Annotated in this window: 22 protein-coding genes and 1 pseudogene; 16 read left to right on the top strand and 7 right to left on the bottom strand. The window is 37.6% G+C overall.

Features of this window, described 5'->3' with window-relative positions:
* Window position 1: 1 nt before the first annotated feature.
* The 6 genes from V4P56_RS05260 (at window position 2) to ispG (ending at window position 7685) form a co-directional block, all read left to right on the top strand.
* Window positions 2-913, top strand: a complete 912-nt coding sequence (locus V4P56_RS05260; protein WP_455481861.1) for a F0F1 ATP synthase subunit gamma — start codon at window positions 2-4, stop codon at window positions 911-913.
* 19 nt (window positions 914-932) lie between these two features.
* The gene (atpD, locus tag V4P56_RS05255; RefSeq protein WP_455481860.1) at window positions 933-2525 is read left to right on the top strand and encodes a F0F1 ATP synthase subunit beta; all 1593 of its coding nucleotides are present in this window, start codon (window positions 933-935) and stop codon (window positions 2523-2525) included.
* A 72-nt stretch (window positions 2526-2597) separates the two neighbouring features.
* Window positions 2598-3017 carry an ATP synthase F1 subunit epsilon gene (gene atpC, locus V4P56_RS05250; RefSeq protein ID WP_455481859.1) on the top strand — a complete coding sequence of 140 codons (420 nt, stop codon included), beginning with the start codon at window positions 2598-2600 and terminating at the stop codon, window positions 3015-3017.
* Between the two features lie 20 nt (window positions 3018-3037).
* Window positions 3038-4687 (top strand): MFS transporter, encoded by a 1650-nt coding sequence (locus V4P56_RS05245; RefSeq protein ID WP_455481858.1) that lies wholly within the window; start codon window positions 3038-3040, stop codon window positions 4685-4687.
* 5 nt (window positions 4688-4692) lie between these two features.
* Window positions 4693-5706: an HlyD family secretion protein gene (locus V4P56_RS05240; protein WP_455481857.1), complete on the top strand. Its 1014-nt coding sequence runs from the start codon at window positions 4693-4695 to the stop codon at window positions 5704-5706.
* Window positions 5707-6443: 737 nt separating this feature from the next.
* Window positions 6444-7685: a flavodoxin-dependent (E)-4-hydroxy-3-methylbut-2-enyl-diphosphate synthase gene (ispG, locus tag V4P56_RS05235; RefSeq protein ID WP_455481856.1), complete on the top strand. Its 1242-nt coding sequence runs from the start codon at window positions 6444-6446 to the stop codon at window positions 7683-7685.
* Between the two features lie 66 nt (window positions 7686-7751).
* Here ispG and V4P56_RS05230 read toward each other — a convergent pair whose 3' ends face one another.
* Window positions 7752-8654, bottom strand: coding sequence for a polyprenyl synthetase family protein (locus V4P56_RS05230; RefSeq protein ID WP_455481855.1), 903 nt, complete (start codon window positions 8652-8654; stop codon window positions 7752-7754).
* Window positions 8655-8956: 302 nt separating this feature from the next.
* On the opposite strand from V4P56_RS05230, the gene rpmF reads away from it, so the two are divergent.
* The gene (gene rpmF, locus V4P56_RS05225; protein ID WP_011181291.1) at window positions 8957-9136 is read left to right on the top strand and encodes a 50S ribosomal protein L32; all 180 of its coding nucleotides are present in this window, start codon (window positions 8957-8959) and stop codon (window positions 9134-9136) included.
* 509 nt (window positions 9137-9645) lie between these two features.
* Here rpmF and V4P56_RS05220 read toward each other — a convergent pair.
* From V4P56_RS05220 to V4P56_RS05210, 3 genes are all read right to left on the bottom strand, one after another.
* On the bottom strand, window positions 9646-10230 hold the full coding sequence (locus V4P56_RS05220; RefSeq protein WP_455481854.1) for a CarD family transcriptional regulator: 585 nt from the start codon (window positions 10228-10230) through the stop codon (window positions 9646-9648).
* Window positions 10231-10543: 313 nt separating this feature from the next.
* On the bottom strand, window positions 10544-10885 hold the full coding sequence (gene fdxA, locus V4P56_RS05215; RefSeq protein WP_455481853.1) for a ferredoxin FdxA: 342 nt from the start codon (window positions 10883-10885) through the stop codon (window positions 10544-10546).
* 26 nt (window positions 10886-10911) lie between these two features.
* Window positions 10912-12465: a hypothetical protein gene (locus V4P56_RS05210; protein WP_455481852.1), complete on the bottom strand. Its 1554-nt coding sequence runs from the start codon at window positions 12463-12465 to the stop codon at window positions 10912-10914.
* Between the two features lie 543 nt (window positions 12466-13008).
* On the opposite strand from V4P56_RS05210, the gene V4P56_RS05205 reads away from it, so the two are divergent.
* From V4P56_RS05205 to V4P56_RS05190, 4 genes are all read left to right on the top strand, one after another.
* Window positions 13009-13920, top strand: a complete 912-nt coding sequence (locus V4P56_RS05205; protein WP_455481851.1) for an RNA polymerase factor sigma-32 — start codon at window positions 13009-13011, stop codon at window positions 13918-13920.
* A 2047-nt stretch (window positions 13921-15967) separates the two neighbouring features.
* Window positions 15968-16603: a thiamine diphosphokinase gene (locus V4P56_RS05200; protein WP_455481850.1), complete on the top strand. Its 636-nt coding sequence runs from the start codon at window positions 15968-15970 to the stop codon at window positions 16601-16603.
* Window positions 16604-16707: 104 nt separating this feature from the next.
* Window positions 16708-17094 carry a hypothetical protein gene (locus V4P56_RS05195; RefSeq protein WP_455481849.1) on the top strand — a complete coding sequence of 129 codons (387 nt, stop codon included), beginning with the start codon at window positions 16708-16710 and terminating at the stop codon, window positions 17092-17094.
* A gap of 8 nt (window positions 17095-17102) precedes the next feature.
* Window positions 17103-18926 (top strand): ABC-F family ATP-binding cassette domain-containing protein, encoded by a 1824-nt coding sequence (locus tag V4P56_RS05190; protein WP_455481848.1) that lies wholly within the window; start codon window positions 17103-17105, stop codon window positions 18924-18926.
* Here V4P56_RS05190 and V4P56_RS05185 read toward each other — a convergent pair.
* Window positions 18923-19180, bottom strand: coding sequence for a DUF2312 domain-containing protein (locus V4P56_RS05185; RefSeq protein WP_455481847.1), 258 nt, complete (start codon window positions 19178-19180; stop codon window positions 18923-18925). The two genes, V4P56_RS05190 and V4P56_RS05185, sit on opposite strands and share 4 nt — an antisense overlap.
* A 245-nt stretch (window positions 19181-19425) precedes the next feature.
* Between V4P56_RS05185 and V4P56_RS05180 the strand changes: the two genes are divergently transcribed.
* Together V4P56_RS05180 and pyk are read left to right on the top strand one after the other, a co-directional pair.
* Window positions 19426-19920, top strand: coding sequence for a DUF1036 domain-containing protein (locus V4P56_RS05180; RefSeq protein WP_455481846.1), 495 nt, complete (start codon window positions 19426-19428; stop codon window positions 19918-19920).
* Window positions 19917-21352: pseudogene (pyk, locus tag V4P56_RS05175) on the top strand (pyruvate kinase). The gene V4P56_RS05180 and the pseudogene pyk overlap by 4 nt, the downstream one beginning before the upstream one ends.
* A gap of 133 nt (window positions 21353-21485) precedes the next feature.
* Here the strand turns inward: pyk and V4P56_RS05170 are convergent.
* Complete coding sequence (locus tag V4P56_RS05170; RefSeq protein ID WP_455481845.1) at window positions 21486-21863, bottom strand: cell division protein ZapA; 378 nt, start codon at window positions 21861-21863, stop codon at window positions 21486-21488.
* 12 nt (window positions 21864-21875) lie between these two features.
* Window positions 21876-22151 (bottom strand): DUF4164 domain-containing protein, encoded by a 276-nt coding sequence (locus V4P56_RS05165; protein ID WP_455481844.1) that lies wholly within the window; start codon window positions 22149-22151, stop codon window positions 21876-21878.
* A 325-nt stretch (window positions 22152-22476) separates the two neighbouring features.
* On the opposite strand from V4P56_RS05165, the gene tkt reads away from it, so the two are divergent.
* The 3 genes from tkt (at window position 22477) to V4P56_RS05150 (ending at window position 26934) form a co-directional block, all read left to right on the top strand.
* Window positions 22477-24483 carry a transketolase gene (tkt, locus tag V4P56_RS05160; RefSeq protein WP_455481843.1) on the top strand — a complete coding sequence of 669 codons (2007 nt, stop codon included), beginning with the start codon at window positions 22477-22479 and terminating at the stop codon, window positions 24481-24483.
* Window positions 24480-25487 (top strand): type I glyceraldehyde-3-phosphate dehydrogenase, encoded by a 1008-nt coding sequence (gap, locus tag V4P56_RS05155; RefSeq protein ID WP_455481842.1) that lies wholly within the window; start codon window positions 24480-24482, stop codon window positions 25485-25487. The genes tkt and gap overlap by 4 nt, the downstream gene beginning before the upstream one ends.
* Window positions 25488-25740: 253 nt before the next feature.
* Window positions 25741-26934 (top strand): phosphoglycerate kinase, encoded by a 1194-nt coding sequence (locus V4P56_RS05150; RefSeq protein WP_455481841.1) that lies wholly within the window; start codon window positions 25741-25743, stop codon window positions 26932-26934.
* Window positions 26935-26996 lie beyond the last annotated feature (62 nt).

Genomic DNA, 26996 nt, shown 5'->3' with positions numbered 1-26996 from the left:
TATGGCGTCACTGAAAGATCTTAGAGACCGTATTACCTCGGTTAAGGCAACACAGAAGATTACAAAAGCCATGCAAATGGTTGCAGCAGCAAGGCTGAATCGAGCACAAGAGGCAGCTAAGTCGGCACGTCCTTATGCGCATCGGATGGCTGCTATTTTAACTAATGTTGCTGCTGATGTTGATACAGTTGATGCTCCTCCTTTAATGCGTGGTACTGGTCGAGATGATATTCATCTTTTGGTTGTTTGTACTGCTGAGCGTGGTTTGTGTGGTGCTTTTAATATCCAGATTGTGCGTCGTGTTCGCAAGCAGATTGAGGTACTGCTTTCTGCTGGTAAAATAGTTAAAATTTTAACTGTGGGTAAAAAAGGGGCAGATATTTTGCTGCGTGATTACAAAACGCTGATGATTGATCATATTGATTTGCGTTCTGTAAAGCATATTGGTTTTTCGGAAGCAGCGATGATTAGCCAGCGTATCATTGATCTATTCAATGATGGTGCGTTCGATGTGTGTACATTATTTTATTCCGAATTTATCTCAGTGATCAATCAGCGTCCGACAGCTTTTGGTTTAATTCCTACAATTTCTCCAAAAACGGCTGTTGAAGAAGTGGATGTCACTAAAAAAACAGACAAAAACAGAATCCTACAATCAACTGTTTATGATTATGAGCCTGACGCAATTTCTCTTTTAGATGAGCTGGTACCACGTAATATTACTGTGCAAATATTTTTGGCTTTGCTTGAAAATGTTGCTGGTGAAATGGGTGCAAAAATGAGCGCCATGGACAATGCATCACGGAATGCAGGTGAAATGATTAATAAATTAACAGTGACTTATAATCGTCAGCGTCAAGCACAGATTACTACAGAGTTGATCGAAATTATTGCGGGCGCTGAAGCGCTTTAAATTGAAGAGGTAAGGATTAATGGTAAAAGCAGTAACAGCAAGCAAAGAGGAATCAAAAATTGAGGGAAAGAAATCCGCTGTTCGTTCAGGCGTAAAGAAAAATACCTCGAAATTTCAAGCTAGCGTAAAAGGTTCTTCTGATTCTGTGTGCACTTCTTCTAAAGATATGAGTACAAAAGGTTCGGTTGGTGAGATTAAGCAGGTTATTGGTGCTGTTGTTGATGTGCAATTTGAAGGTGCGTTGCCAAATATTCTGAATGCGTTAGAAACAAAAAATTTAGGTAATCGACTGGTTTTAGAAGTTGCGCAGCATTTGGGTGAAAATACTGTACGTACTATTGCTATGGATACAACAGATGGTCTGATGCGTGGTCAAAAGGTTTTTGATACCGGAACACAAATCAGTGTACCTGTTGGAGAAGCAACACTTGGTCGTATTATGAATGTGATTGGAGAACCAGTTGATAATGTTGGGCCAATCGCTGCGGCTAAGATGCGTTCAATTCACCAAGAAGCTCCTGAATATATTGAGCAATCAACAGTATCAGAGATTCTTGTCACTGGTATTAAAGTTGTTGATTTGTTAGCGCCTTATTCTAAAGGTGGTAAAATTGGTTTGTTTGGGGGAGCTGGTGTTGGCAAAACTGTTTTGATTATGGAGCTTATTAACAATATTGCAAAGGCTCATGGTGGGTATTCAGTATTTGCTGGTGTGGGAGAACGTACACGTGAAGGTAACGATCTTTATTATGAAATGATCGAGAGCCGTGTGAATGTAAATCCGAAAGATAATAATGGTTCAACGAAAGGGTCAAAGTGTGCACTTGTTTATGGACAAATGAATGAGCCACCAGGAGCACGTGCGCGTGTTGCTCTTTCAGGATTGACTATTGCAGAAAGTTTCCGTGATGAAGGACAAGATGTTCTTTTTTTCGTGGATAATATTTTCCGTTTTACACAAGCAGGGGCTGAGGTTTCAGCTCTTTTAGGGCGTATCCCTTCTGCTGTGGGATATCAGCCAACTTTAGCGACAGATATGGGTGCTTTGCAGGAGCGTATTACTAGTACTAAAACGGGATCTATCACTTCTGTTCAGGCTATTTATGTTCCAGCTGATGACTTAACTGATCCAGCGCCTGCGACATCTTTTGCACATTTGGATGCAACAACAGTTCTTTCGCGTTCAATTGCTGAAAAGGGCATCTATCCAGCAGTTGATCCGCTTGATTCTTTTTCACGTATGTTAGATCCATTAATTGTAGGCGAAGAGCATTATACTGTTGCTTGTCAAGTTCAAACTATTTTGCAACGTTATAGGTCATTACAAGATATTATTGCTATTCTTGGAATGGATGAACTTTCTGAAGATGATAAATTACTGGTAGGGCGAGCACGGAAAATTGAACGTTTCCTTTCACAGCCTTTCCATGTAGCTGAAACTTTTACTGGTTCACCTGGAAAATTTGTATCTTTGGAAGACACAATTAAAGGGTTTAAAGGTCTTTGCGCTGGTGATTATGATAATTTACCGGAAGCAGCTTTTTATATGGTCGGTTCAATCAATGAGGCTATTGAGAAAGGCAAGCGTCTCATTGCAGAAGCTTCTTCATAAGCAAAAATCTGTAGCGAGTGTTTGTCGCGGAGATGATAAGAGGTTGCTGTATCGGGTTTTTTGGAGATTGCTGTGGAAAATAGTAAAGTAGAGCATTTTTTGTTTGAACTTATATCGCCTGAAAAACTTGTTTTTTCAGAACAGGTTGTATCGGTTATTCTTCCTTCAGCTTCAGGTACTCTAACAGTTATGGCTAATCATGCTCCTTTATTGGCAAGCATTGTGTTGGGGAGTGTTCGCGTTTTATCTTCTTCAGGTGAAAAGCTGTTTGCTGTTTGTGGAGGTGTTGCTGATATTACTTCTGCAGGGTGCTCTCTTTTAGCAGAGAAAGTTGTTGCTGTTAATCACCTTTCTTTTGACGCACTGGAGAAGCGGATTTTGCAGATTCAGGCAACGTTAGCAGGAGAAGAAAGTGATGAAACAAGTCATAAAATAGAAGATTTTTTTCATCAATTGATAACTCTTAGCGATGCATCAATAGAGGTATCATAAGTTATGCAGGAAAGAGCGACATGAGCAGTAAAAATGATACAGCTATGTCTGCTGAAGAAGTTGGGCCATTTCCCAATCCTGGTGCTATTTTTGCAGGGCCTTTGCCAAAATGTTTTATTTATATTTTTGCCTCTTTTATTTTGCAGTGGGCTTATGGTTTAGGAGCAAATGTTGTTCAGTCTAACATTATTCAGCTTACTGGTGATTTTCATGCGACTCTAACTGAAACTACGTGGTTAATTGCTGCTTATATGGCACCAAATGTAAGTGTTGCGATTATGTTGATTAAGATTCGCTACCAGTTTGGGCTTCGTGCTTTTGCCGAATTATCAATCCTTGGGTTCGTTTTGGTCTGTGTTTTGCAGTTATTTGTTACCGATCTGCATTCCGCACTGATTATCCGTTTTTTTGCTGGTATTGCTGCAGCGCCGTTAGCTTCTTTAGCGCTTCTTTATATGATGGAAGCTTTTGCACCAGCAAAGAAATTTACTATTGGTCTTAGCTTGAATTATATGAATGCAACTTTAGCTGTTCCCTTGTCGCGTTTGATTTCGCCTGGTTTGCTAGAAAACGATGGATTTTCTAGTCTTTCAGCAATGGAGATGGGGTTGGTTCTTATTAGTTTGGGATGTATCTTTTCTCTTCCACTTACTCCTGTAGCGCGTAACAAGGTAATTAGGAAATTAGATTGGGTGAGCTACAGTTTGATTGCACTTGGTCTTGGATTAAATGCAGTGATTATTTCTGTTGGTAGGTTGTATTGGTGGTTTGAGGCGCCATGGATTGGTTGGGGACTTGCACTTACTGTTGTGTTTTTGGTTACTGCAACTATTGTTGAGCTTAATAGAGAAGAACCATTGATTGATTTACGCTGGCTTTTCAGTAAAGAAATGGTACAATCTGTTCTTATTTTATTGTTTTTTCGTGTTCTTTTATTGGAGCAATCAACTCTGGCAGCAGGCTTTTTTAATCTTTTTGGTTTGTTAAACCGCGAGATGATGCCTATGTATCTTGCAGTGACAATTGGTACTTTTTTAGGGGGAGGGGTTTGTATCTTTTTTTTACGGGCTGGTCGTGAAGATTATTTTTATCTTTTATCTTTGAGTTGTTTGGCGTTTGGATCTTATTTAGATAGTCATGTGAGCCAGTTAACGCGCCCAGAGGATATGATGTTAAGTCAAGGATTGATTAGCTTTGGTTATGCACTTTTTCTGCCTCCTGCTCTCTTCAAGGGGTTTGTTATAGCCAATAAACGAGGACCAAGTTATATTTTAAGTTTTATTGCTATTTTTCTACTCACACAAGTAACAGGAGGATTGGTAAGTTCAGCTTTTTTTGGTAGTTTGCAGTTTTTTTTCGCTCATAAACATTTTGAGCGTTTGACACAAAATATTGTTGTCACTGATCCACTTGTTTCAAGTGAAATGAGTGCCTTATTATCGCCTTTTTACGATGTTTCTGTTCCTCATGTCTTTGAGGATGGACAAGGTTTTGCTAAGCTGATTGATAAATTTAAGTTAACAGCAAATATTTTTGCTTATGATGATGTTTTTCGGCTTTATTTTTATATTGCGATAGTTGTATTTGCTATTTTTCTTGCCAAAATATTTTTAAAATCACGCTCTTTAATCGCGTTTGAAAAGCAGAATAATGTCAATAAAGAGGAGTGAAGGAGATGATAACAGCATTGCGATCAAAAGCGACGATTATTGCATTCTTATCGGGGGTTATTGGTGTTTTATTGATTTTATGGGCTTGGAATCTTCCTCCCTTTGTTAGTTCAATTCAAAAAACGGATAATGCTTCAATTAAAGGTGATGTTACTCTTGTGAGTCCGCAGATCTCTGGTGTGGTTGCACGAATTTATGTGCAAGATTATCAAAAAGTTGAACAAGGGATGCTTTTATTTGAGCTTGATGATTCTCTCTTTCAGCAGCAGCTTGCGCAGGCACAAGCGGTTCTTGATTCAAAAAATGCAAAACTTGCGGGTATTTTATTGCAAGCTCAACTTTTGCAGGGAGAAATTAGTATGGCAGAAGCCGAATTAGCACGATCTCAAACATTTGCTCTTTCTGGTAACAAAAAGTCAAGCTTTAGTGAGAGTGCGGGTTCAGTTTCTCGCCCTCTTTCGCAATTATTAGCTGTACTTAAAATAAAACGTCAATTGCAAAAACAACTAGATCTTGAACGACAAAGTTTACAATCAGAAGTTGCAGGAGCAAAGGTCGGTGTTGAATTAGCTAAGCTCAATTTAAAATATACCAAGATTTTAGCTCCTAGAACAGGGTATGTTGGGTTAGTTGGTGCACGGGTAGGACAGTATGTTTTGCCTGGTACAAAATTAGTATCAGTCATTTCTGATGATATTTGGATTATTGCCAATTATAAAGAAACACAGCTTTCTCAAATGCGTGTTGGGCAACCTGTTATTTTTTCGGTTGATGCGTTGAATAACAAGAAATTAACAGGGCGTGTAGTTCGTTTCGCACCTGCAACAGGTTCAGAGTTTTCATTGTTAAAAACAGATACAGCTATTGGTAATTTTATCAAAATTGCGCAACGTATTTCGGTTCGTATTGCTTTAGATCCTGGACAAGCAGGTGCTGAAAAACTTATTCCTGGTATGTCTGTGGTAACATATGTGGATACTTCGCAGCACGTTTCTGAACAATATGCTTCTGGAGGTTAAAATTGTGGGTCTTCTTAGTTTAATTTTTATACCTTTTGCTTACAGTAAGTGGGCGTTTACTTTGGAAGATTTCGTTTGGTTTTCTTTGATGTATATCGTCAATTACTATTTTTGATTTCGAAATCAGCTGTAGCATTTTGTAATGCTTTATAACAGTATAAAATTAATTTTTAAATCAACATGGAAAAAGTTGGTTATGAGGGAGAATTTATCTTCTAGCATGTTTTTTGCATATCAGTAAAAAACTGGCTAAAGCCATTCCTGCTGCGGCCAATGTAAGGGTTGCTTTAGGGTTGTCTTTTACTTTTTTTTTCAATTTTGCAGTATGCTTGTTGAGGTAGGAAAGGGTATGATAGCTTTTTTGTTTCCATGTAGAAAGCATATTAAAAATGTTGTCAAAGATGCTATTATTAGAATATGAGTGATTCACTGGGATGAGTTCATTTTTAAATTGTGCAATATGTTTTTTAATTTTAGCATTCTTAGAATTGTTCGAAAATAGACACATTTTGAGCTCCTTTATATTGTATTACCACCTTATGGTAGCTAGAATTGTGCTTAGGGGTTTGGTATAACGGTTTAAGGATTGGTAAAGTTGCATTATTTTTGCCGTTTATCGAGGAGTGGAGGCATTTTGGATAAAGGGTAATTTTTGTAATATTTTTTTCAAATTGTACTCTTTTAGGTGTTGCCATAATGATGATTGAGAGTACAGATTTCGAAAATTTGAGGGCTTGATGAGTGCAGCATATTATTTATCTAAACCTTTTGAGCGTCGCCACTCTGTCGCTGTGACGGTGGGTGATGTAGTTGTTGGTGGTCATAACCCAATTGTCGTGCAGTCAATGACAAATACAGATACTGCCGATGTTGATGCAACAGTTGAGCAAGTTGCTGCCCTTTGGAGGGCAGGATCGCAGTTAGTTAGGATAACCGTTGATCGCGATGAATCTGCTGATGCTGTACCTAAAATACGGCAAAAATTGGAACAATTGGGGGTTTTTGTACCATTAGTAGGGGATTTCCATTATATCGGCCACAAGCTTTTATCAGAGCATCCCGCATGTGCTGAGGCATTGGCAAAATATCGTATCAATCCTGGAAATGTTGGTTTTGGTATAAAAAAGGATCGTCAATTTGCAGAAATTATCGAGATTGCCTGTCGGTATCGTAAACCTGTTCGAATTGGTGTAAATTGGGGATCCCTTGATAATGCATTGTTAACGCGGCTTATGGATGAAAATGCTAAGCAAGAAAATCCTGCTTCTGTTGAGGTAGTGATGCAAGAGGCTGTTGTTCAGTCAGCTCTTCAGTCAGCTGCTTTTGCTGAAGAATTAGGATTGGGGCGTGATAAAATTATCATTTCTGCTAAAGTGAGTGATGTACAGAATCTTGTTGCTGTTTCTACTTCCTTGGCAGGGCGTTGTGATTATGCGCTTCATTTAGGATTGACAGAAGCAGGCATGGGAACGAAGGGTATTGTTGCCTCTTCTACAGCTTTAGGAATTTTATTACAGCAAGGAATTGGAGATACGATCCGTATTTCATTAACACCTAGACCTGGTGGAGATCGGACACGGGAAGTGAAAGTAGCTCAAGAGCTTTTGCAGGTGATGGGATTTAGGCAATTTTTACCTGTTGTTACTGCTTGTCCTGGGTGTGGTCGTACAACTTCGACAGTTTTCCAACAATTAGCACAAAAAATTGAAGAAAATTTATATAGTAATATGCCAATATGGCGTGAAAAATACCCTGGTGTTGAAGGGCTAAAAGTTGCTGTAATGGGTTGTATTGTTAATGGACCAGGGGAATCAAAGCATGCTGATATTGGGATTTCATTACCTGGGATAGGTGAAAATCCAGCGGCACCTGTTTTTATTGAAGGTAAGAAAGTAAAAATTTTGCGAGGCAATCATATTGCTGAGGAATTTGAAGAGATACTGGGGGACTATATTCACACACGCTTTGGATCTAACTAAAGTAAGGAAAGAATTTTATTTTTTACTCTAGTGTTTGTGTTTTTATATTGGCTAAGAGACAGGCTATTAGTTTTTGCGTGTGGCTATAAAGCGGGCTGCTTGTTGGAGGGGTTTCGCTTTTATACCAAATGGGTGTAGAAGTGCTTCTGCTTTAGAGATAAACTCGTCTCGTTTTTTTTGCGTTTCTTGAATACCACAAAGACGCACAAAAGTGGCTTTGTGTGCTGTTTCATCTTTACCAGCCGTTTTTCCTAGAATTTCAGTACTCATAGTTACATCAAGCAGATCATCGGATAATTGAAAAGCAAGACCGATATATGTACCAAAATCAGCAAGTTTGTGAATTAGTGTTTTGGAGGCATTACCAATAATTGCACCTGCTTGACAAGCAAAGCTTATAAGAGCAGCTGTTTTCATGCGTTGTAGGGTGATAATGTTGTCGATATTTTGTGGCTTTTTTTCAGCTTCAAGGTCGAGTATTTGCCCACCTACCATACCACCAAGCCCTGCTGATTGCGCAAGGGCTGTAATCAAGTTTATTCTGGTCTCAAAGGAGAGTGTACAGGCTTTATGTGCGATGATTTCAAAGGCAAAAGTTAGTAGAGCATCACCTGCAAGGATTGCTGTAGCTTCATCAAATGCTTTGTGAACGGTGGGTTGTCCACGTCGGAGTATATCATTATCCATGGCAGGAAGGTCATCATGAATGAGTGAATAACAATGAACACATTCTAATGCAATACCAACGTCAATAGAATGTTCAGTAGGGATATCAAAAAGTGCAGCACTTTGAATAACAAGGAAGGGGCGCAGACGTTTACCCCCATTTAGCACACCGTGGCGCATGGCTTTTATTAAGATTTCAGGACGAGCAATTTCACCATTTTGGACTTTATCATTTAAAAGCGTGTCGAGTCGCTTTTCAATTATACTGCTATGTTCTGCAAGAAGAGTAGTAAATTTATGCATTCTTGCTTCCTTTATTTTTTACAAATAGAAATTTGGGAATTAAAGGCTAGAAGCTTATGGCTCTTTTTTATTTTAATTAATCTACAAAGGCTCTAATCTTTGTTTATTAAAAAAAATTCTATTTTTGTACTTACACACATTGTATGTGGGAGTTGTGTGAAAGCCAAATAAAAAATTAAATGAACGTCTAGTCAAAAGGCTTTAATCAGTGTATAAGTAGGCAAAATTTTCTAGTATTATTATAAGGGCTGTGTTATTTCGATGCTGCCTGTTCTTTTTTAGTGGATTTGGAGTATCTTTTTATGGCTGTACCTAAACGGAAAACCTCTCCATCAAAGCGGGGTATGCGCCGTTCGGCTGACGCCCTTAAGGCGCCGACTTATATCGAAGATAAAAATTCTGGTGAGTTACGTCGTCCTCATCATATCGACTTAAAAACTGGAATGTATCGCGGGCGTTCAGTTTTACCTGCTAAGGATTAAAATTTTCGTCTGTTTACCAGTGGTAAGTAAGGTAATAGCTTAATTATACAGATAAGTAAGTGTACAGAAAAAAACTTTCGAGGTTATTTTTCTTAAAGGGGGACTGTAGGGGCTTATGGTTGTTGTATAAGATTTGCTTATTGCCTTGCTTGTTTTTGACAGATAACTTGAGTAGTTACGCATATAGTTTGTTTAGAATATTTTATAATTTTGGTATTCTTGATAGGCAATGTTTACCGGTTTCAGTGAAATAAATGTCACAATTAAATTATCTTCCTCAATAGTATTTTAGAGTATATTTAGTATAGGAAATTATAAGGAAGATCGAAGTATCAATAACATGTACAGAATATAAAACTGCGTACCTAATTTTATCAAAGTATATTATTGCGCTGGGAATTTAGTTAATATTATGAAATATTCTTCTGGATATTAAAGTTCATTGATAACAAAAATGAAACTAGCATAAATCTAGTTTCATTTTTGTTATTAAAAAGTTTTGCTTTTTGTTATGCAGCATAAACAGTACTGCTATTTGTATCCGTTTTATCTATCTCAGTTTTAAATTCGTGCTTTGGTTTTCTAGAAAGATGCATTTCTATAAGGTTGACAGCTTCTGTTTCGGAAAGACTGTTGATAACAGCAATTTCACGAGCCATCCGGTCAAGTGCAGCGGCATAGAGTTGGCGTTCCGAATAAGATTGTTCGGGTTGTAAGTTTGATCGAAAAAGATCACGCACTACTTCAGCAATACAAATAAGATCTCCTGAATTAATTTTTGTATCATATTCTTGCGCACGCCGTGACCACATGGTTCTCTTAATTTTTGCTTTTCCTTGTAAGATTTTTAATGCACGTTCAACAGAGTCAATAGCAGATAATTTACGCATTCCGATAGAGATAGCTTTTGCAATTGGTACTTTGATATCCATTCTATCTTTAGCAAAATGAATGACAAAAAGTTTTAATTTATGTCCTGCAACTTCCTGATCTTCAATTGCTATAATCTGTCCTACTCCATGGGTAGGATAGACAATATATTCAGAAGTTGAAAATCCTTTAGCACTAGAAGAGGTGCTGTGTTGGGATGCCATATTTTAGTTCACTCCCTTTTTGTAATAAATAAATACGTTAAAAAGCAGGCTAAAAACCTAAATAGTGGGTATTCTTTAACCAAGTATATTACACTAATTTAATGAGCATAAAAGCTGAGTACTTTTAAATTCAATAAAAAACACTTTGCTTTATAATAAAAAAGAAAAGAAAGAATACTTAGAAAGACATTTGTATTAAAATAACATTAACATCAGAAATCAAAAAAATCAATCATTTCGCTTGGAAAATTTTGCTTTTACATGGAATGATCTAAATTTTTAAAGAATGGTAAGGTATGCTATACAGTTATTATTAACCGCTTCCTGGATTTTCTGAAAAATACTTCTCTAATTTATTAGGAACACCATCCATTTCTTTTGCTTGAGGAAGAGGATCTTTTTTGCTGGTCAAATTAGGCCATTCTGTTGCATAACGTAGATTAAGTTCTAACCATTTTTCTAAATCTTGCACTGGTTCTGTGTCAGGCTTAATAGCTTCTGCTGGGCATTCTGGCACGCAGACACCACAATCGATACACTCATCGGGATGAATAACAAGCATATTTTCACCTTCGTAAAAACAATCAACAGGGCAAACTTCAACACAATCAGTATATTTGCAGTGAATGCAATTATCAGTTACTACATGAGCCAAGATCGGACTCCATTTTCATTGCTGAGTTAATAACCTTTGACAGGGAACATATTTGTATCCTTGTCATTTGTAAGTTGATCGCGTAGTGCAGCTAATTTTGCGAAAGGCGAATCAGGATTAGGATGTTTTTCTATCCGAGACAATTTGTTATTTGAGTGCTTAGTGTGAGAATTCTTAGATTTATTAAAATGCTTTGTGCGTGACGGTGACTTTGGTGATTTTTGAAAGATGTTTTGATTTGTGTTATCCCCCTTTTTAAAAAACTCTCTCTGTTTGCTTCGCCATTTTTGTCCAGATCTATCACGATTTTTGTGAAAATGATGATTGTAGCGCCAGAGTAAGACAACTTTATCCCCTGCTGTAATACGCTTTTGTTTAGCAAAATCACCAACTGGCTCAGCTGAGGGTAAATGATTCATAGCACAAATTTGTTCCTCAGCACAAGAAGAGGATAAAATTCTTTTATCCTCTTCTTGTGCTGTTTTCGATGTGTTCATTATTTGCCACTGATCTCCAACGCATTCTGCTGCAGGAACATTTTGTTTTGTTGGATTCGTATGAGTAGAGATTTTGTTTTGAGGAAGAGTCTGTTCAAGAACATCGCTGCTACAGGGATGCGATTGGTAGCCGAGTCCTTTAAGAATTTCTTCCATATCAGTTCCATTGGCACCAAGAATAGACATCATTGCTGGAGTGACAAAAAAACTTTTTCCATCATATGCCCCATCAGGTTTTGGTTCTACTCCTTGTTTCCAATGCAGTGTAGGGCGAATCAGATTGGCAAGACGTTCTAAAATATCAATACGTACAGCACGCTGACCCAAAACTCGATAACCAGCTAATTGATAAAATTTACGATTATGAGTAGGGTCAACAACTAGAGAAGTTCGTCCAGCAGCCAGAGCTGAAAAAATCTCATTTAAACCAGTTTGATCATGACTCTCATTTTGAAGATTCCATAATAGTGTAATTGCTTGAACTGGAGCTGGTTTAAGCATTGCTGCAATATAAATATGGAAAGCACCAAAGCGTATACCTAGCCGCCTTAGCACTGCTCGCGATTCTTGATCAAGATTTTTAACGATTTCAGCTACTTCTCTACGGGGCAGAATTCCTAAAGAGTTGACAAGCTGTAAAGCAAGATTTCTTGTTGAATCTGTTAAGGTATCGGCATTCCGCAAATCAAATAATGGCTTTAAAGTTGTTTCGAAATGAAAGGTTATAAAACGCTCCAGTCGCTGCACCACATTATCACGGGCTTCTCCTGTTAATTGTGCATCTGCTAAAAGAATGAGCTTGGGGTTTAAAAAATCCTCTGTTGCGGCAAGTTGTCCTACTGGTTGGCCAATCCAGCGTACAATTCCATCAGAACTGAGTGTAAAATCTCCATTGGCGGAAGCACAAAAACGCGCTGCACGTTTAGTAAAGGCAATAACTAAATTTTCATTATCTACTAAATTTTGTGTACCATCTATTTGATTAGCACTGTTCTTGTTATTATAAAAACGAAAACCTTCAAATTTGCCACTTTCATGTTTCTCGATAAAAATATCACTTTGTTGCACAATCTTATTGTTCATGATCGTTTTCTTTCTCAGTGCCGTATGTAGAAAAGTTATTCCTAACAATTCCATAATTATGCCACTCTTTTAGCATGTTTGTTATGTTTGCTTCAATCATTCTTATCGTTTTTTGATGTTTCTTTTTGCTATTTAAATTTTTATCATTTCCTTAAGTATATATAACACCTATTGGTTGTATTAAAAAGCTGAAAGCATAAAATAAATTATTCACTCAAAAAGTAAGTAAGCCAATGATCAAACAAAACAGCCTCTGTTTTGTTGATAGTTTTCTTTTTTTTTAACTGTCTGTATCACAAAGATGTGAAGAGAAAGCTTTCTAGCGTATTTCTTGGTGTGAGAGGCGCACTATATCACCATTTCATCAGCAAATCTGTGACTTAAGATAATAAGTTTTATGATTACAATAAAAAAACAATTGCGATTATAAAAATACACGTTAAAGTAGTATTTATTAAATAACAACTTTTGCGTTCTTTTTGAAAAAGAATAGTGATGTCGTTGTCAAATCAATTTTGAAAATTTTAATCGCAAGGGGTGATTATGGGTAATCTTTCAAGTGCTGTTTATAAAAATAGTAAAAGTTATGGCGATGTAGATAAAAGTTTGGGACGTAATATGATGCGTTCAGCTATGCAGGCGCCTTATCTTGAACGGCAAAAAGAGTATGATTTGGCTCTGCGGTGGAAAGATAAACACGATGACGACGCTATGCATCAAATTGCAGCAGCTCATATGCGTTTGGTAATTGCAATTGCTAATCGTTTTAAGCGTTTTAAAATGCCATTAGGAGATTTGGTACAAGAAGGTTATGTAGGTCTATTAGAGGCTGCTGCACGTTTCGAGCCTGATCGAGAGGTACGTTTTTCGACTTATGCAACATGGTGGATACGTGCTTCTATTCAAGATTATATTTTAAGAAATTGGTCAATTGTTCGAGGAGGAACTAGCTCTTCGCAAAAAGCACTTTTCTTTAATCTTCGGCGTTTGCGGGCTAAATTAGTGCAAGATGATAGCGCGCTAACAAAACAAGATATCTTTCGTACTATTGCTGAAAAACTTGGTGTTTCGGTTCGTGATGTTGAAACGATGGATTTTCGTTTTTCTAGCTCTGATAATTCATTGAGTGTCTCTGTTTCTGAGAACAGCGATAATCCTATTGCTAAAATGGATGTTCTCATCGATGATAACCCTCTACCTGACGCTTTAATTGAGCAGGTGATTGATGGTCAGCGGCGGACACAATGGCTTTATGATGCATTACAAATTCTTAACGAACGCGAACTTGAAATTATTCGTTTCCGTCGCTTAAATGAAGAGGGTGCTACTTTAGAAGTTTTGGGTGAAAAGTTAGGAATCTCGAAGGAGCGAGTACGTCAAATTGAAGCACGAGCTTTACAAAAGCTGCGCTCCGCTTTGCTTACCGCTAATCCAGCAGAAGCTTATGATGTATAAGAATTTTAAGATTCGAGCAGTTTATATGTTTACGTCTTTGTAATAATCCTTAGATTATAGATAGATTTATTAGGATATAAGGTAGTTTGGTTCTGGATGCTTCAATCAATACTCTACATCATTGAGAAGTAGGAAGAAAAATGATTTTTAACTATGTAATTTGAGAAAATTGACGTTATGATCGATTTAAGCTTTTGTTTGATTAAATTATCTTAACATAAAATCAGAGCTTGTACATACATATTGTATCATGATTAAAGAGAAAATTTAAAGCAACAGAATAAGTTATTAGGCTTTATTTTGCAAGCCAAGGTTTCGCTTATGGCTTAATCACTGATCAAGTGTTTGGCATAAATTACATAAAAAAAATAGCCAAAGTATTTTACTAAATGCTTTTATTGAAGATAAGATGGGTTTTTCATTCATTATATGAAATGTTATTTATGCAGCTTTAGTGTGGAAGCAATTTTTGTTAAATAATTGGAAATTGTTGTGCCTAATCAAGGAAAAGAAAGCAATATTGAAGAAGATTTAGCCAGAGCATATGTTGAAAATTACCACTATCTTCAGTATTTATCTTTATAGAAGCTGTTCTAGAAAAAATGAAAATCTGTTGAGAACATTGATCAAGCCATAGAGTATCGCAATGGCTGTTGCCCATAAAATACCTCTTAAATAATAAACAGTGCAGCTATATGAAAGCAATCAAGCTGTGTAGCCTACGTTAATGGTTGGGTATGCTTTTGCTTATCATTGAAGGAATAGCTACAGCAATATGAGGTATGGAAGATAGTTAGTAATTTTTCAAAACTTACTGATTATTTGTTTCATAGATAATTTGATTTTCTTAAACGTGAGTAATTTTTGTAAATAGTGAAAATCATCAATATGTAGGATTATTGACTATATTACCAGAAAATTTAATAAAGTATTTGTATTTTTACAGATTATAAAAAGCACTCTGGTGATTGCAAAAAGTATTATAGGTTTTCGGCAATTGTAAAAATCATGTTTAAACATCTTGGGTAAAAATTTAGAAATCTTGAAAAAATAAGTAAATCAAATTGAAGTACGGGCTTTGCAAAAGTCGCACTATGCTTTGCTTATCGCTAATCCAGCAAAGGCTTAATGGTACAAATGAATCATATCCAGTGTAGTTAAATATTGTAATAGTAATTAAATTTGCTTGTCGCTCCTAATTGCGTAAAATTTTACCAATTGTTGTTTATTGTGCATGGTACTTTGGTATTTATTGCTTGAGTGTGATAACACATGTGTGGAGCTGCAGTTTGTTTATTTCAATTTTGCTGTCTTACAGGTGTAAAATACTTTGGTTAGCCATGATGTGTATTACTTCAGAAACTAAAACTGTGAGAACTTCTGAGCAATGATTGATATGTGTTGATATTTTTCACTGATATCTTCGAGTATGATATAAATGTAGCGATCCAGTAGAGCAAATGCATTCATATCCTCTGAGTTTAAAATGATTTACATAAGTTTGGTCAGCATTTTGTGAAACAGGAGCTATTTGAAATAGGAACTATTTTATGTCTAATTTTTACTAACATGTATTTAAGATTTTGATCATTGTGTGTACGATGACATCCTGTACAGATATCTATATGTTTGCAAAATAGGTATAGGGTTATTGAGTGCTTTAATGTGGTATCAACATTATTTTTGATGATATATTTAATCTTTCCAAGAAAATCCAAAGCAGCACCTATTTCATAAAGTTCTTCTGGGACATTTGAGTAAGGTGAAAAGTATATTTATCTAGTTTATTAACCAAAACAGTACAGGTTAACTTATTGATTACAAAACTATTTAAATTATTCTTCTTGGGAAGAAACATATGCGATAAGCTGATTATTTGCTAACTGTAATTTCTGATAAATTTTATGTATATTTTGGTACATATTTTACAGTTAAGAAGCTTTTTGAAAAGAATTCTTTTAATTTTGATATGATTATTGGTTGTGTCATGGCTATTATTTGTGAAAAAATGCTGCAAAAGGAAGCATTATGAAAGGCGTAATATGTCATGACGACATTTACAATATTATTAAATGGAGATGTTTGTGTCACTGATCGTTTGCGAAGCCAAATTCACAAGAGCCGAGTGATTGCTGCTGATGGTGGAATACGCCATGCTGAAGCACTAAATGTGGTGCCTGAGCTATGGTTAGGCGATTTTGATTCATCTGATCAGGTTTTAATGCAAAAATATAACGATATTCCCCGTGAAATTTTTCCCTCTGATAAAGATAAGACTGACAGTGCATTGGCATGTGAGAAAGCTTTGCAAAATGGTGCTAAGAAATTGATTTTATGTGGTGCTTTTGGAAATGAAAGAAGTGACCATAGCTTTTCTCATATGACTCAAGCACTTGCAATGGTAGAACAGGGTATTTCAGTGCTGTTAACCAGTGGTCGAGAGGAGGGATGGCCGGTTTTACCAAAGCCTTTTTCGTGCGATTTGCCTAATGGTTGTCTCTTTAGTATCATAGGTTTTTCTGATTTACAGGGGTTAACCTTGTCAGGTGTAAAGTGGCCTCTTTATGGCAAAGATGTACCTTTTGGATCTTCTTTGACACTTTCTAACCGTATTTGTGGAACCTTTTTTTGCCATTTATGTTTTGGAAAAGCTATGTTGTTGGCGTCTGTACCTATTTTATAAAGCTCTTCCGGTATATTGGGGGTAAGGCAGAGGGGGGTGTAGAGATCAGAGTTAGCATAAACAATGTACCTTATATTTTTATCTTTAAAAGAAAGGTTTTTTATATGTTACAATCAATTTTAAGAGTGGCAGTTGTTTCAGCCATTGGTATAAGTACAGTGGCTTGTTCTGTCAGTGAACAAAGAGTTGCTGGTTACGGTCTTGGGGGAGCTGCATTAGGTGCTTTAGCAGGAACAGCACTTATTGGAGGTGCTGCTGAAGCAGCGCTTGCTGGCGCAACAGTTGGTGCTATTGCTGGTACAGTGACAGGTGTTGCTGCAAATCAGAAAAAACAGCCTAATATTATAGTTCAGCAGCCACCACTGTGTACGTATCATGGTCGTGGCGGTCAGGTTTATCAAGCTCCTTGTCCTCAAAAAAAACAGGTACCAAAATTATGTACCTACCGTGATGAAAAGGGTGTAATGTATCGGGCACCTTGTCCTAAATAATTGAATTAATGGTGATACCGCTGCTACGACTTGATCGTATTTTCCTAACCTTTGGAACAACTCCCTTGCTCAATCACGCTTGTTTATCGGTAGAGCAGGGAGCGCGTATTGCGCTAGTAGGGCGTAATGGATGTGGGAAATCGACACTATTAAAAATTGCCGCTGGGATGATAGAACCGAGCGGAGGGGAAGTTTTTCGTCACCCTCGGGTGATGATTCGTTATGTATCACAAAGTCCTGAGTGTTCGGGGAGTGGAGATATTTATACCTCTGTGAAAGCCAGTTTAGGTGATACATTAGATATACAATGGATTAACACACTTCTTGCAAATCTTGGTTTTTCAGGAACAGAGAAGTTGGCAACACTTTCTGGTGGAGAAAAACGGCGTGTTTCATTATTGCATGCGATTGCCGCAAAACCAGATATTCTTCTGTTGGATGAACCAACCAATCATCTTGATTTACAAACTATTGAATGGCTTGAGAGTGTTTTGTGTTCTTTGCGTTCAGCAGTTGTCATAATTTCACATGATCGGCGATTTTTAGAAAATGTCACACGTTCAACAATATGGCTTGATCGTGGTATAACCAAAAGGTTGGAAAAACGTTTCTCTGAGTTTGAAAATTGGCGTGATAAGATGCTCGAAGAAGAAAGACAAGAACAACATAAATTGGGTCGGCAGATTGTGCGTGAAGAACAATGGTTGCGCTATGGAGTAACAGCACGGCGTAAGCGTAATGTGCGGCGTTTGGGTGCGTTGAAAGAATTGCGACGTCTTCATAATACTTATAAAAGTCCACTTGGAAGTGTACTTTTGGCAGCTTCTAAAAGTCACGATTCTGGTAAATTGGTACTTGAAGCTAAGCGGATTACAAAATCCTATGGTGATCGTGTTATTGTAAAAGATTTATCTTTACGCATCCAGCGTGGTGATAGGATTGGTTTAGTTGGCTCCAATGGTATAGGAAAAACAACATTGCTTTCTGTTTTGATCGGACAAGAAATGGTCGATAGTGGAACGGTGAAACATGGATATAACTTATCTTTAGCACTGCTCGATCAACAGCGTACTTTGAATGAAAAAGAAACTTTAGTACAATATTTAACAGGTGGTAGGGGCGATAGTCTGCTGATCAATGGGAAAGAGCGGCATGTTATTTCCTATATGAAAGATTTTTTGTTTTTACCCGAACAAGCGCGCACACCAATCAAAGAATTATCAGGTGGAGAAAGAGCTCGTTTAATACTTGCTCGGCTTTTTTCACGTCCGGCAAATTTTTTGGTTCTAGATGAACCAACAAATGATTTGGATATGGAAACGTTAGATTTATTGCAAGAATTTATTTCTGATTTTGCTGGAACAGTGTTGTTAGTCAGCCATGACAGGGATTTTTTGGATCGAACTATGACCCATATATTAGCACCTCAAGGCGATGGGCAGTGGATTTTATACGCTGGTGGTTATAGTGATATGATGGCACAAGGCAATAAAACTTCACTATTACAGCGTATAGAGCCATCAAAGTCTTATGCACGGGAGCCTACAAAACACATCGTATCGCGAGAAAAAACAGCACCAAATAAATTATCTTACAAACAAGTTTATACACTAGAAAAATTGCCTGAACAAATCGCTGTTTTGCAAAACGAAATTAAAAAAATTGAACAAGAACTCTCTAATCCAGCACTGTATTGTTCTGACAAAGATCGTTTTGAGCGTTTATCAACAGTGCTGGAAGAGAAAAAAAAATCTTGTACACAAAAAGAAGAAGAATGGTTAGAGCTTGAACTTTTACGTGAAGAAATAGAAAAGTCAATGCGCCAGCATTAACTCATACCGAGTGCATTTTTATAAAGTTGAATAATTGCTTCTTCTTCAATTCGCTCATGGTCTTCTTTTTTGCGTAACCGTATAATGCTCCGCACGGCTTTGCTATCAAATCCAGATCCTTTAAGCTCGGTATAAACTTCCTTAATATCTTCAGAAATAGTTTTTTTCTCTTCCTCTAACCGTTCAATACGTTCGATAAAAGCACGCAATTGGTTTGCGGATATGGCTTGGGTTTGATCGGTTGCTGTACTCATTGTATTTTTCTCCAGATTTTATGTTTTTAAGATATTTTTTTGATAATAAATTTCTTTGGGGATACTTGAAAAACAGGAAGTGAATCAAGCTGTGTACTTTTTTACAAATTGATATTAAATATTTTGTAAAAGTTAAAACTATGTGCATTGATAAAAGGGCGATTAGAAGCAGAAAAGAGTGAAGATATATTTGCAAACATTAAAAGGTTATTGAAAAAAAGAGCTTACATTATAAGGGTGATTTTGTGGTTACCAAAAAGCAGGAATGGATATTTCAAAAAGCGTCTGGAATTTTTTTCTTGAGTGTTATTTTATTATTTTTGTTTGTTGATTTTGCAAAAGCTGACTTCCGAGTTTGTAATACAACCCAACAGCCTGTTGGTGTTGCCCTTGGCTACCGTACACTTTCGGGCTGGGTGAGTGAAGGATGGTGGGTGGTTCCGATCACAGAGTGTAAAACTTTGATCGAGGGACCTCTTTCTTCACGATTTTATTATTTTTATGCTGAAAGTGCTCAGAAAAAGGGTGGCTGGCCAGGTTCTATAGCTATGTGTGTTCAGGATAGTCAGTTTATTATTCAAGGAGTTCATGATTGTTTTGCTAGGGGGTTTCAAAAGGTCGGATTTAAAGAAATTGATACAGGCAATCAAATTAGTTGGATGGTACAGTTGACCGATATGGATTTGTTTAGTGATTCAGTTTTAAATTCTTCCACTCTTGCAGGAGTTTCTTCACCGTGAAGCGGGCACGTAAAGTAAAAATTATTGCTACTCTTGGTCCTTCTTCTTGTTCAGTTTCGATGATTGAAAAGCTTTTTGCAGCTGGAGCAGATGTTTTTCGTCTAAATATGAGTCACACCAATCGTGAAACAATGTGTGATCTAGTGAAGAAAATACGAGAAACTGAGAAGGCTGTTCGTCGGCCAATCGGTATTTTAGTAGATTTACAGGGACCTAAATTGCGGATTGGCTGTTTTGCAAAAGGTCAAGAAAAGCTTGTTATTGGGCAAAGATTTACATTAGATGACCATGATGTGCTTGGTGATGCAAAGCGTGTTTTTTTCCACATAAAGAAGCTTTAGCAGCTGTTAAACCAGGTGATCGGTTATTGATTAATGATGGCAAGTTAGAATTGCGTGCTGAGGTGTGTGATGACCATTCTCTTCAGTGTTGTGTAATTGCTGGAACTCATATTTCTGATCGGAAAGGAGTCAGCCTTCCTGATACGATTTTACCTTTTGGTTCGATAACACCGAAGGATAAAGTTGATTTTCAAGTTATTTTAGAACAACCGATTGATTGGGTTGCACTTTCTTTTATCCAGCGTCCAGAAGATATTATGGTGGTGCGTCAGTTAACGAAAAACAAAGTATCTTTGATGGCTAAGATCGAAAAACCTCAAGCCTTGGAGCATATGGAAAAGATTATTGATATTTCTGATGGCGTTATGATTGCACGGGGAGATCTTGGTGTAGAAATTCCGTTGGAGAAGGTTCCTGCTATTCAGATGGAGCTCATAAAAGCTTGCCGTTTAGCGGGAAAGCCCGTTGTGGTGGCTATACAAATGCTCGAATCAATGATTACATCATCGGTTCCAACACGAGCAGAAGTTTCTGATGTAGCTACGGCAGTTTATGCTGGAACTGACGCTGTTATGTTGTCTGCTAAATCAGCATCTGGCCTTTATCCTGAAGAGGCAGTACGTATGATGGATCGGATTGCTCAGCAAATCGAACAAGATCGTACTTATGCAGCTATGATTGGTGCACAACATCCTGTTCCAGAGTCAACAGGAACAGATGCAATTTCTCTTGCAGCCCGCCAAATCGCTGAAACGCTTAAAGTGGCAGCTATCGTTGCTTACACCACTTCAGGTAAAACAGGGATACGTACATCTCGTGAGCGTCCAAATAGACCAATTATTGCTTTATCACCAATTGTTGAAACAGCACGACGGTTGGCTTTAGTTTGGGGGCTTCATTGTGTCGTTACAGAAGATGCGAGAGATTTTGAGGATATGGTTGATCGTGCTGCTGTAATTGCTTTTCAAGAAGGTTTTTGCTGTGGGGGAGATCAGTTCATCGTTACAGCTGGAGTTCCACTTAGAACACCTGGTGCTACGAATTTATTGCGAATCGCTTTTGTTTCTCAAGATGGGACAAAAAGCATTTAATGAGAGCACTATGCTTTTTTCTTATTTGGATAATACCTAAGTGTGTCTGCTATTTTTATAATTTATATGATATTTCATCATCGTGCTGAATTTTGATCATCAGATTACCCATTCTTAGAAAATTAGAGCACATTTATGGAATTTTCTTTTCTTGAATATCAATATTATTTTGCTCAAATGTGAGCAGTTGATTGGTGAGCTTTTCAATCCGCTCTGTTGTGTCTTGGATAATTTTACTCATAGTGCGATTTCTTTCATTATATTGTTGTAAAAGAATATTGTAATCTTCTTGCAATTTTTTATTTTCTCGTGTTATTTCCTCCATTTCATCGATAACCATAATACCAGCCATTACAGATAAACGATGATCACCGATTTCACCAAAATTTTTCTTTAGATGCGTAATATATTGATCCAATCGAGCTGCAAGCTCGATAAGATGATTTTCTTGTCCCTTATCGCAAGCCATGCGATAAATTTTACCATCAATTGTGACGGAAACGGTTTCCATGTATTCAGGCCCTTATCTATCAATTATAACACGAATTGTTTCCATCACTTTAACTAATCGCCTAGAAACTTCTTTATTAGCGATTTCTAGCCGCTCGATGTGAGCTTCAGCTTTATCAAGTGCTTGGGCAAGACGGCTACGATCAGTATTCATGCGTTGAATTTCTTCTTCACATTCATTGGTCTTGTCAATAACAGCATTGCGGTTTACAATGGTAATTTCTAAGGTTCTTAGTGCTTTTTCCAGTTGCTCTAGAGCATGCGATGGAACCGTTATTTCTTGGTTCATGATGGTTATATCCTTCGATTAATTATATCCTTATATCAGCTTTTTATGCAAAAACGAATCATTCATCTCATTCTCTTTTCTTGTGTATATTTCATTTTTAAGTATGTAGGATGTATTTAGCAAGCAAAGCAGGTAATACATATTAATTAAAAGCTGGATTTTTTGAAAGTGTTAGCATAAATGGTATGTGCGTAAAGAATACATTTAAAGTGATCAAGAGGTGTACACTGACAATTTAGACAGACTAAATATAGTATTTCTCAAAAAAATTAAGAGAATAAGGAAGCAATAGAAAATAACAAGTTTCAAAAATGGTCTATTATTTATGACAAACACCGAACAACAAAATCAGATGGCGAATGCTATTCGTTTTCTTGCTATTGATGCAATTGAAAAAGCAAATTCTGGTCATCCTGGCTTGCCAATGGGGACAGCTGATATTGCTACTGTTCTTTATACAAAGTTCCTCGCCCATGATCCTAAAAATCCTCGTTGGCCTAATCGTGATCGCTTTGTATTATCAGCTGGACATGGATCTATGCTGCTTTATGCTTTATTGTATCTTTCTGGTTATGAAGACATTTCTCTTGCAGATCTCCAAAATTTTCGTCAAATAGGATCCAAGCTTGCTGGTCATCCAGAATATGGGTATGCCGCAGGAATTGAAACAACAACTGGACCACTTGGGCAGGGGCTGGCTAATGCTGTCGGAATGGCTATTGGTGAGCGTTTACAAAATGCACGCTTTGGTGATTTAATCAACCACTATACTTATGCGCTGGTTGGGGATGGGTGCCTTATGGAAGGCATTTCTCAAGAGGCAATTTCGCTTGCTGGTCATTTAAAATTGAGTAAGCTAATTGTGTTGTGGGATGATAATAATATTTCAATTGATGGAAATATTTCCCTTGTTGATAGTACCGACCAGATAGCTCGTTTTAAGGCGTCTGGTTGGAATACCCTGAAAGTTGATGGGCACAATCAAGCAGCAATTGCACGTGCCATTGAAACTGCACAAATTTCTGATAAACCAACTTTGATTGCGTGTAAAACAACTATTGGATTTGGAGCACCAAATAAAGCAGGAACTGATAAAGCCCATGGAACGCCTTTAGGAGCACAAGAAGTTGCCATAACTCGTCTTGCTTTGGGATGGGATGCAGAGCCTTTCGTTATTCCAGCAGATATCCTTGATAATTGGCGCTTAGCAGGTTTAAATGCCGCTAAAAAACGACAGGAATGGGAAGTAAAATTTGCAGATCTACCTATATCAAAGCAGGTAGAATTTAAAAGATTAATGCGTGGTGATCTCGTTGGGAAAATTGATAGTGTTATCGATTCTTATAAACAAAAATTGGTTGAAGATTGTCCTAACATTGCTACGCGTAAAGCTTCTGAAATGGCTCTTGAAGTTATCAATGAGGTTGTTGTAGAGACTATTGGTGGTTCTGCTGATTTAACTGGATCTAATAATACAAAAAGTAGTCAGATGAAAGCTATCTCTGCTGATGATTTTTCAGGTCGATATTTGCATTATGGAGTTCGCGAACATGTGATGGGAGCAGTCATGAATGGTCTTGCTCTTTATAGTGGTTTTATTCCTTATGGAGGAACCTTTTTATGCTTTTCTGACTATATGCGCCCTGCAATGCGTCTGTCTTCTCTTATGGGCTTGCGGGTTATTTATGTCATGACACATGATTCAATTGGTGTGGGTGAGGATGGTCCTACTCACCAGCCAGTAGAACATTTAGCTACATTGCGTGCACTTCCTAATCATTTTGTTTTCCGACCTGCTGATGCTATAGAAACGGTGGAGTGTTGGCAATTAGCTTTGAAAGCACGCAACACACCTTCTACTTTAGCTTTGAGCCGACAAAATTTACCATTCTTGCGTCAAGACTACACGGAAGAAAATTTATGTGCACTCGGTGCTTATGAGTTATTGACGGCTAGTGATGATGCTAAAGTTACTCTATTTGCTTCTGGTTCAGAATTGCAAATTGCAGTGGAAGCACATGCTTTGTTGGAAAAAAATGATATTCCAACACGCGTTGTTTCTGTACCTTGCTTTGAATTATTTGCTCAACAATCTCTTTTATATCAACGTGCTTTAATTGGAGATGCGCCGATTAAAATTGCTATTGAAGCTGCCGTTCGGCAAGGATGGGATCGTTTTATTGGCAGTGATGGCGTGTTTATCGGTATGGATAAATTTGGTGCAAGTGGGAAGATTGATACGCTTTATGAGCATTTTGGCATTACGTGTGAGAATGTGGTAGCTATTGTTGAAGAAAATCTTAAAAAGCTTAATGAGGAAAATGTGAAATGACTGCTCGCGTCGCAATTAATGGGTTTGGTCGTATTGGGCGCAATATCTTGCGCGCTATTGTGGAAAGTGGACGACAAGATATTAAGGTTGTTGCAGTTAATGATTTAGGATCGGTAGAGGCAAACGCCCACTTGTTGCGCTATGATTCAGTTCATGGACATTTTCCTGGTACTGTTAAGGTTGTTGGTGATACAATTGATGTTGGGTATGGTGCAATAAAAGTGATTGCAGAGCGTGATCCAGCACAGTTGCCTTGGAGGGATTTGGATATTGATGTTGCTTTGGAATGCACGGGCATTTTTACTGCACGTGATAAAGCAAGGGCTCATCTGGATGCAGGTGCAAAACGGGTTCTTGTTTCTGCACCCTCAGAAGGCGCAGATTTCACGGTAGTGTATGGAGTGAATCATCAGTTTTTAAGCAAAGAGCATAAAGTTGTTTCAAATGCTTCTTGCACCACCAATTGTTTGGTGCCTGTCGTGCAAGTGTTGCACAATGCAGTTGGAATTGAAAAAGGCTTTATGACAACAATCCATTCTTATACCGGCGATCAGCCTGTTTTAGATACGATGCATCGTGATCTTTATCGTGCTCGTGCAGCTGCTCTTTCTATGATTCCCACGTCAACGGGAGCAGCAAAAGCTGTAGGATTGGTTCTGCCAGAATTAAAAGGGCTACTCGATGGTGTGTCAATTCGTGTTCCAACTTCTAATGTTTCTGTTATTGATTTGACATTTACAGCTAAGCGTTCCACAACAATTGAAGAAATTAACATGGCTATTGGTGTTGCTGCGCGAGGTCAACTTAAGGGAATTTTAGACTATACGGAAGAAAAGCTTGTAAGTTGTGATTTTAATCATAATCCGCATTCAGCCATTTTCCACAATGATCAAACAAAAGTAATTGATGGTAAATTGTGTCGTGTTTTAGTTTGGTATGATAATGAATGGGGTTTTTCAAATCGTATGAGCGATACTGCTGTGGCTTTTGCCAAGACAGTGTAAAGGAAGAAAGAATTTTCAGGTTCTTTTTTGCGACAAAAAGCTAAGGTATATAAAAAGCAAATGTTAAGCAATGCTATTCGTGAAACCAAAAGATGGTGCGATCTGCAAGAGTGCAAGAGCAAAATTTGAAAAAGTAAGATTTTATTGAGTGAAGGTTGAGAAGACAAAGGCTATAACAGGCTTTGGCTTAGGTAAGTAGTAAGCTAAGCAAGGGTGTTTATTTGAAATAACAGAAAGTGAAGAGAGAGCAGTAATGGGGTTTCGTACACTTGATGATGTTGATGTTGCTGGAAAACGTGTTCTCGTGCGAGTAGATTTTAACGTTCCAATGTCGCAAGGAAAAGTATACGATGAGACACGTCTTAAACGACATAAAGAGACACTTGTTGAACTCCAAAAACGTGGTGCTAAACTTATTCTTCTCTCTCATTGCGGTCGCCCAAAGGGACAGGTAGAGCCAGAATTTTCGCTGCGTCCAGTTGTTGAAGTGCTGGAAAAAATAATAGATCAGCCAGTTGCATTTGTTCAGGATTGTATTGGTGCAGCAGTACAGACAGCGGTTGAGGTGTTACAAAATGGTTCTATCTTGCTGCTTGAAAATGTTCGGTTTCATCTAGGTGAAGAAAAGAATGATTGTTCTTTTACTGAAGCTTTAGCACAGAATGGAGATCTTTATATCAATGATGCTTTTTCAGTCTCTCATCGTGCTCATGCTTCGGTGGAAGGAATAACACATTTGTTACCTTCTTATGCAGGGCGTTCTTTACAGCGTGAATTACAGGCGTTGGAGAAAGGGCTTGAAAATCCAATGCATCCGGTGGTCGCTATTGTTGGAGGTGCAAAGGTTTCGAGTAAGCTTTTCGTACTCAATAATTTGGTTGAAAAGGTTGATCATTTGGTGATTGGTGGTGGTATGGCGAACAGTTTTTTAGCTGCGCAAGGTATCCATGTTGGCAAATCATTATGTGAACATGCTCTGGTCGAAACGATAAAAAAAATCATTAAAAAAGCACAAGAGTGCCAATGCGAGCTTTTGTTACCTGTGGATGCAGTGGTAGGATTTCGTTTTGAAAAAGATACGCCACATCGTCTTTATGATATTGGAGATATTCCTGAAAATGGAATGATTTTAGATATTGGTACACGCTCTATCACTCGTATCAATACAGTGATTGATGAAGCTGCTACTCTTGTGTGGAATGGGCCACTTGGTGTTTTTGAGATGCCTCCCTTTGATCAAGGAACGATTTCGGTTGCACTTCATGCAGCAAAACGTAGCCAAAAAGGACAATTGGTTTCAATTGCTGGAGGAGGAGATACAGCTTTTGCGCTTAATCACGCTGATGTTGCTGGTGATTTTACTTATCTTTCTACTGCTGGAGGAGCTTTTTTGGAATGGATGGAGGGTAAGGTACTTCCTGGTATTTTGGCTCTCCTGCAGGCTTAAAGTATGAGATATTATCATATAGTTGGGTAAAGCATGCTGGAGTGTTACTCACTTTTTGAATC

The organism is Bartonella sp. B35(2025), assembly GCF_053794465.1.
The sequence above is the reverse complement of the archived record's forward strand: the minus strand, read 5'-3'. Positions and strand labels throughout refer to the sequence as shown.

What these genes read in the sequence shown, in the direction of transcription:
- V4P56_RS05260 (WP_455481861.1), top strand. Translation starts at nt 2, where the DNA reads ATGGCGTCACTGAAAGATCTTAGAGACCGTATTACCTCGGTTAAGGCA.
- atpD (WP_455481860.1), top strand. Translation starts at nt 933, where the DNA reads ATGGTAAAAGCAGTAACAGCAAGCAAAGAGGAATCAAAAATTGAGGGA.
- V4P56_RS05245 (WP_455481858.1), top strand. Translation starts at nt 3,038, where the DNA reads ATGAGCAGTAAAAATGATACAGCTATGTCTGCTGAAGAAGTTGGGCCA.
- V4P56_RS05240 (WP_455481857.1), top strand. Translation starts at nt 4,693, where the DNA reads ATGATAACAGCATTGCGATCAAAAGCGACGATTATTGCATTCTTATCG.
- ispG (WP_455481856.1), top strand. Translation starts at nt 6,444, where the DNA reads ATGAGTGCAGCATATTATTTATCTAAACCTTTTGAGCGTCGCCACTCT.
- V4P56_RS05230 (WP_455481855.1), bottom strand. Translation starts at nt 8,654, where the DNA reads ATGCATAAATTTACTACTCTTCTTGCAGAACATAGCAGTATAATTGAA.
- rpmF (WP_011181291.1), top strand. Translation starts at nt 8,957, where the DNA reads ATGGCTGTACCTAAACGGAAAACCTCTCCATCAAAGCGGGGTATGCGC.
- V4P56_RS05220 (WP_455481854.1), bottom strand. Translation starts at nt 10,230, where the DNA reads ATGGCATCCCAACACAGCACCTCTTCTAGTGCTAAAGGATTTTCAACT.
- V4P56_RS05210 (WP_455481852.1), bottom strand. Translation starts at nt 12,465, where the DNA reads ATGAACAATAAGATTGTGCAACAAAGTGATATTTTTATCGAGAAACAT.
- V4P56_RS05205 (WP_455481851.1), top strand. Translation starts at nt 13,009, where the DNA reads ATGGGTAATCTTTCAAGTGCTGTTTATAAAAATAGTAAAAGTTATGGC.
- V4P56_RS05200 (WP_455481850.1), top strand. Translation starts at nt 15,968, where the DNA reads ATGACGACATTTACAATATTATTAAATGGAGATGTTTGTGTCACTGAT.
- V4P56_RS05195 (WP_455481849.1), top strand. Translation starts at nt 16,708, where the DNA reads ATGTTACAATCAATTTTAAGAGTGGCAGTTGTTTCAGCCATTGGTATA.
- V4P56_RS05190 (WP_455481848.1), top strand. Translation starts at nt 17,103, where the DNA reads ATGGTGATACCGCTGCTACGACTTGATCGTATTTTCCTAACCTTTGGA.
- V4P56_RS05185 (WP_455481847.1), bottom strand. Translation starts at nt 19,180, where the DNA reads ATGAGTACAGCAACCGATCAAACCCAAGCCATATCCGCAAACCAATTG.
- V4P56_RS05170 (WP_455481845.1), bottom strand. Translation starts at nt 21,863, where the DNA reads ATGGAAACCGTTTCCGTCACAATTGATGGTAAAATTTATCGCATGGCT.
- V4P56_RS05165 (WP_455481844.1), bottom strand. Translation starts at nt 22,151, where the DNA reads ATGAACCAAGAAATAACGGTTCCATCGCATGCTCTAGAGCAACTGGAA.
- tkt (WP_455481843.1), top strand. Translation starts at nt 22,477, where the DNA reads ATGACAAACACCGAACAACAAAATCAGATGGCGAATGCTATTCGTTTT.
- gap (WP_455481842.1), top strand. Translation starts at nt 24,480, where the DNA reads ATGACTGCTCGCGTCGCAATTAATGGGTTTGGTCGTATTGGGCGCAAT.
- V4P56_RS05150 (WP_455481841.1), top strand. Translation starts at nt 25,741, where the DNA reads ATGGGGTTTCGTACACTTGATGATGTTGATGTTGCTGGAAAACGTGTT.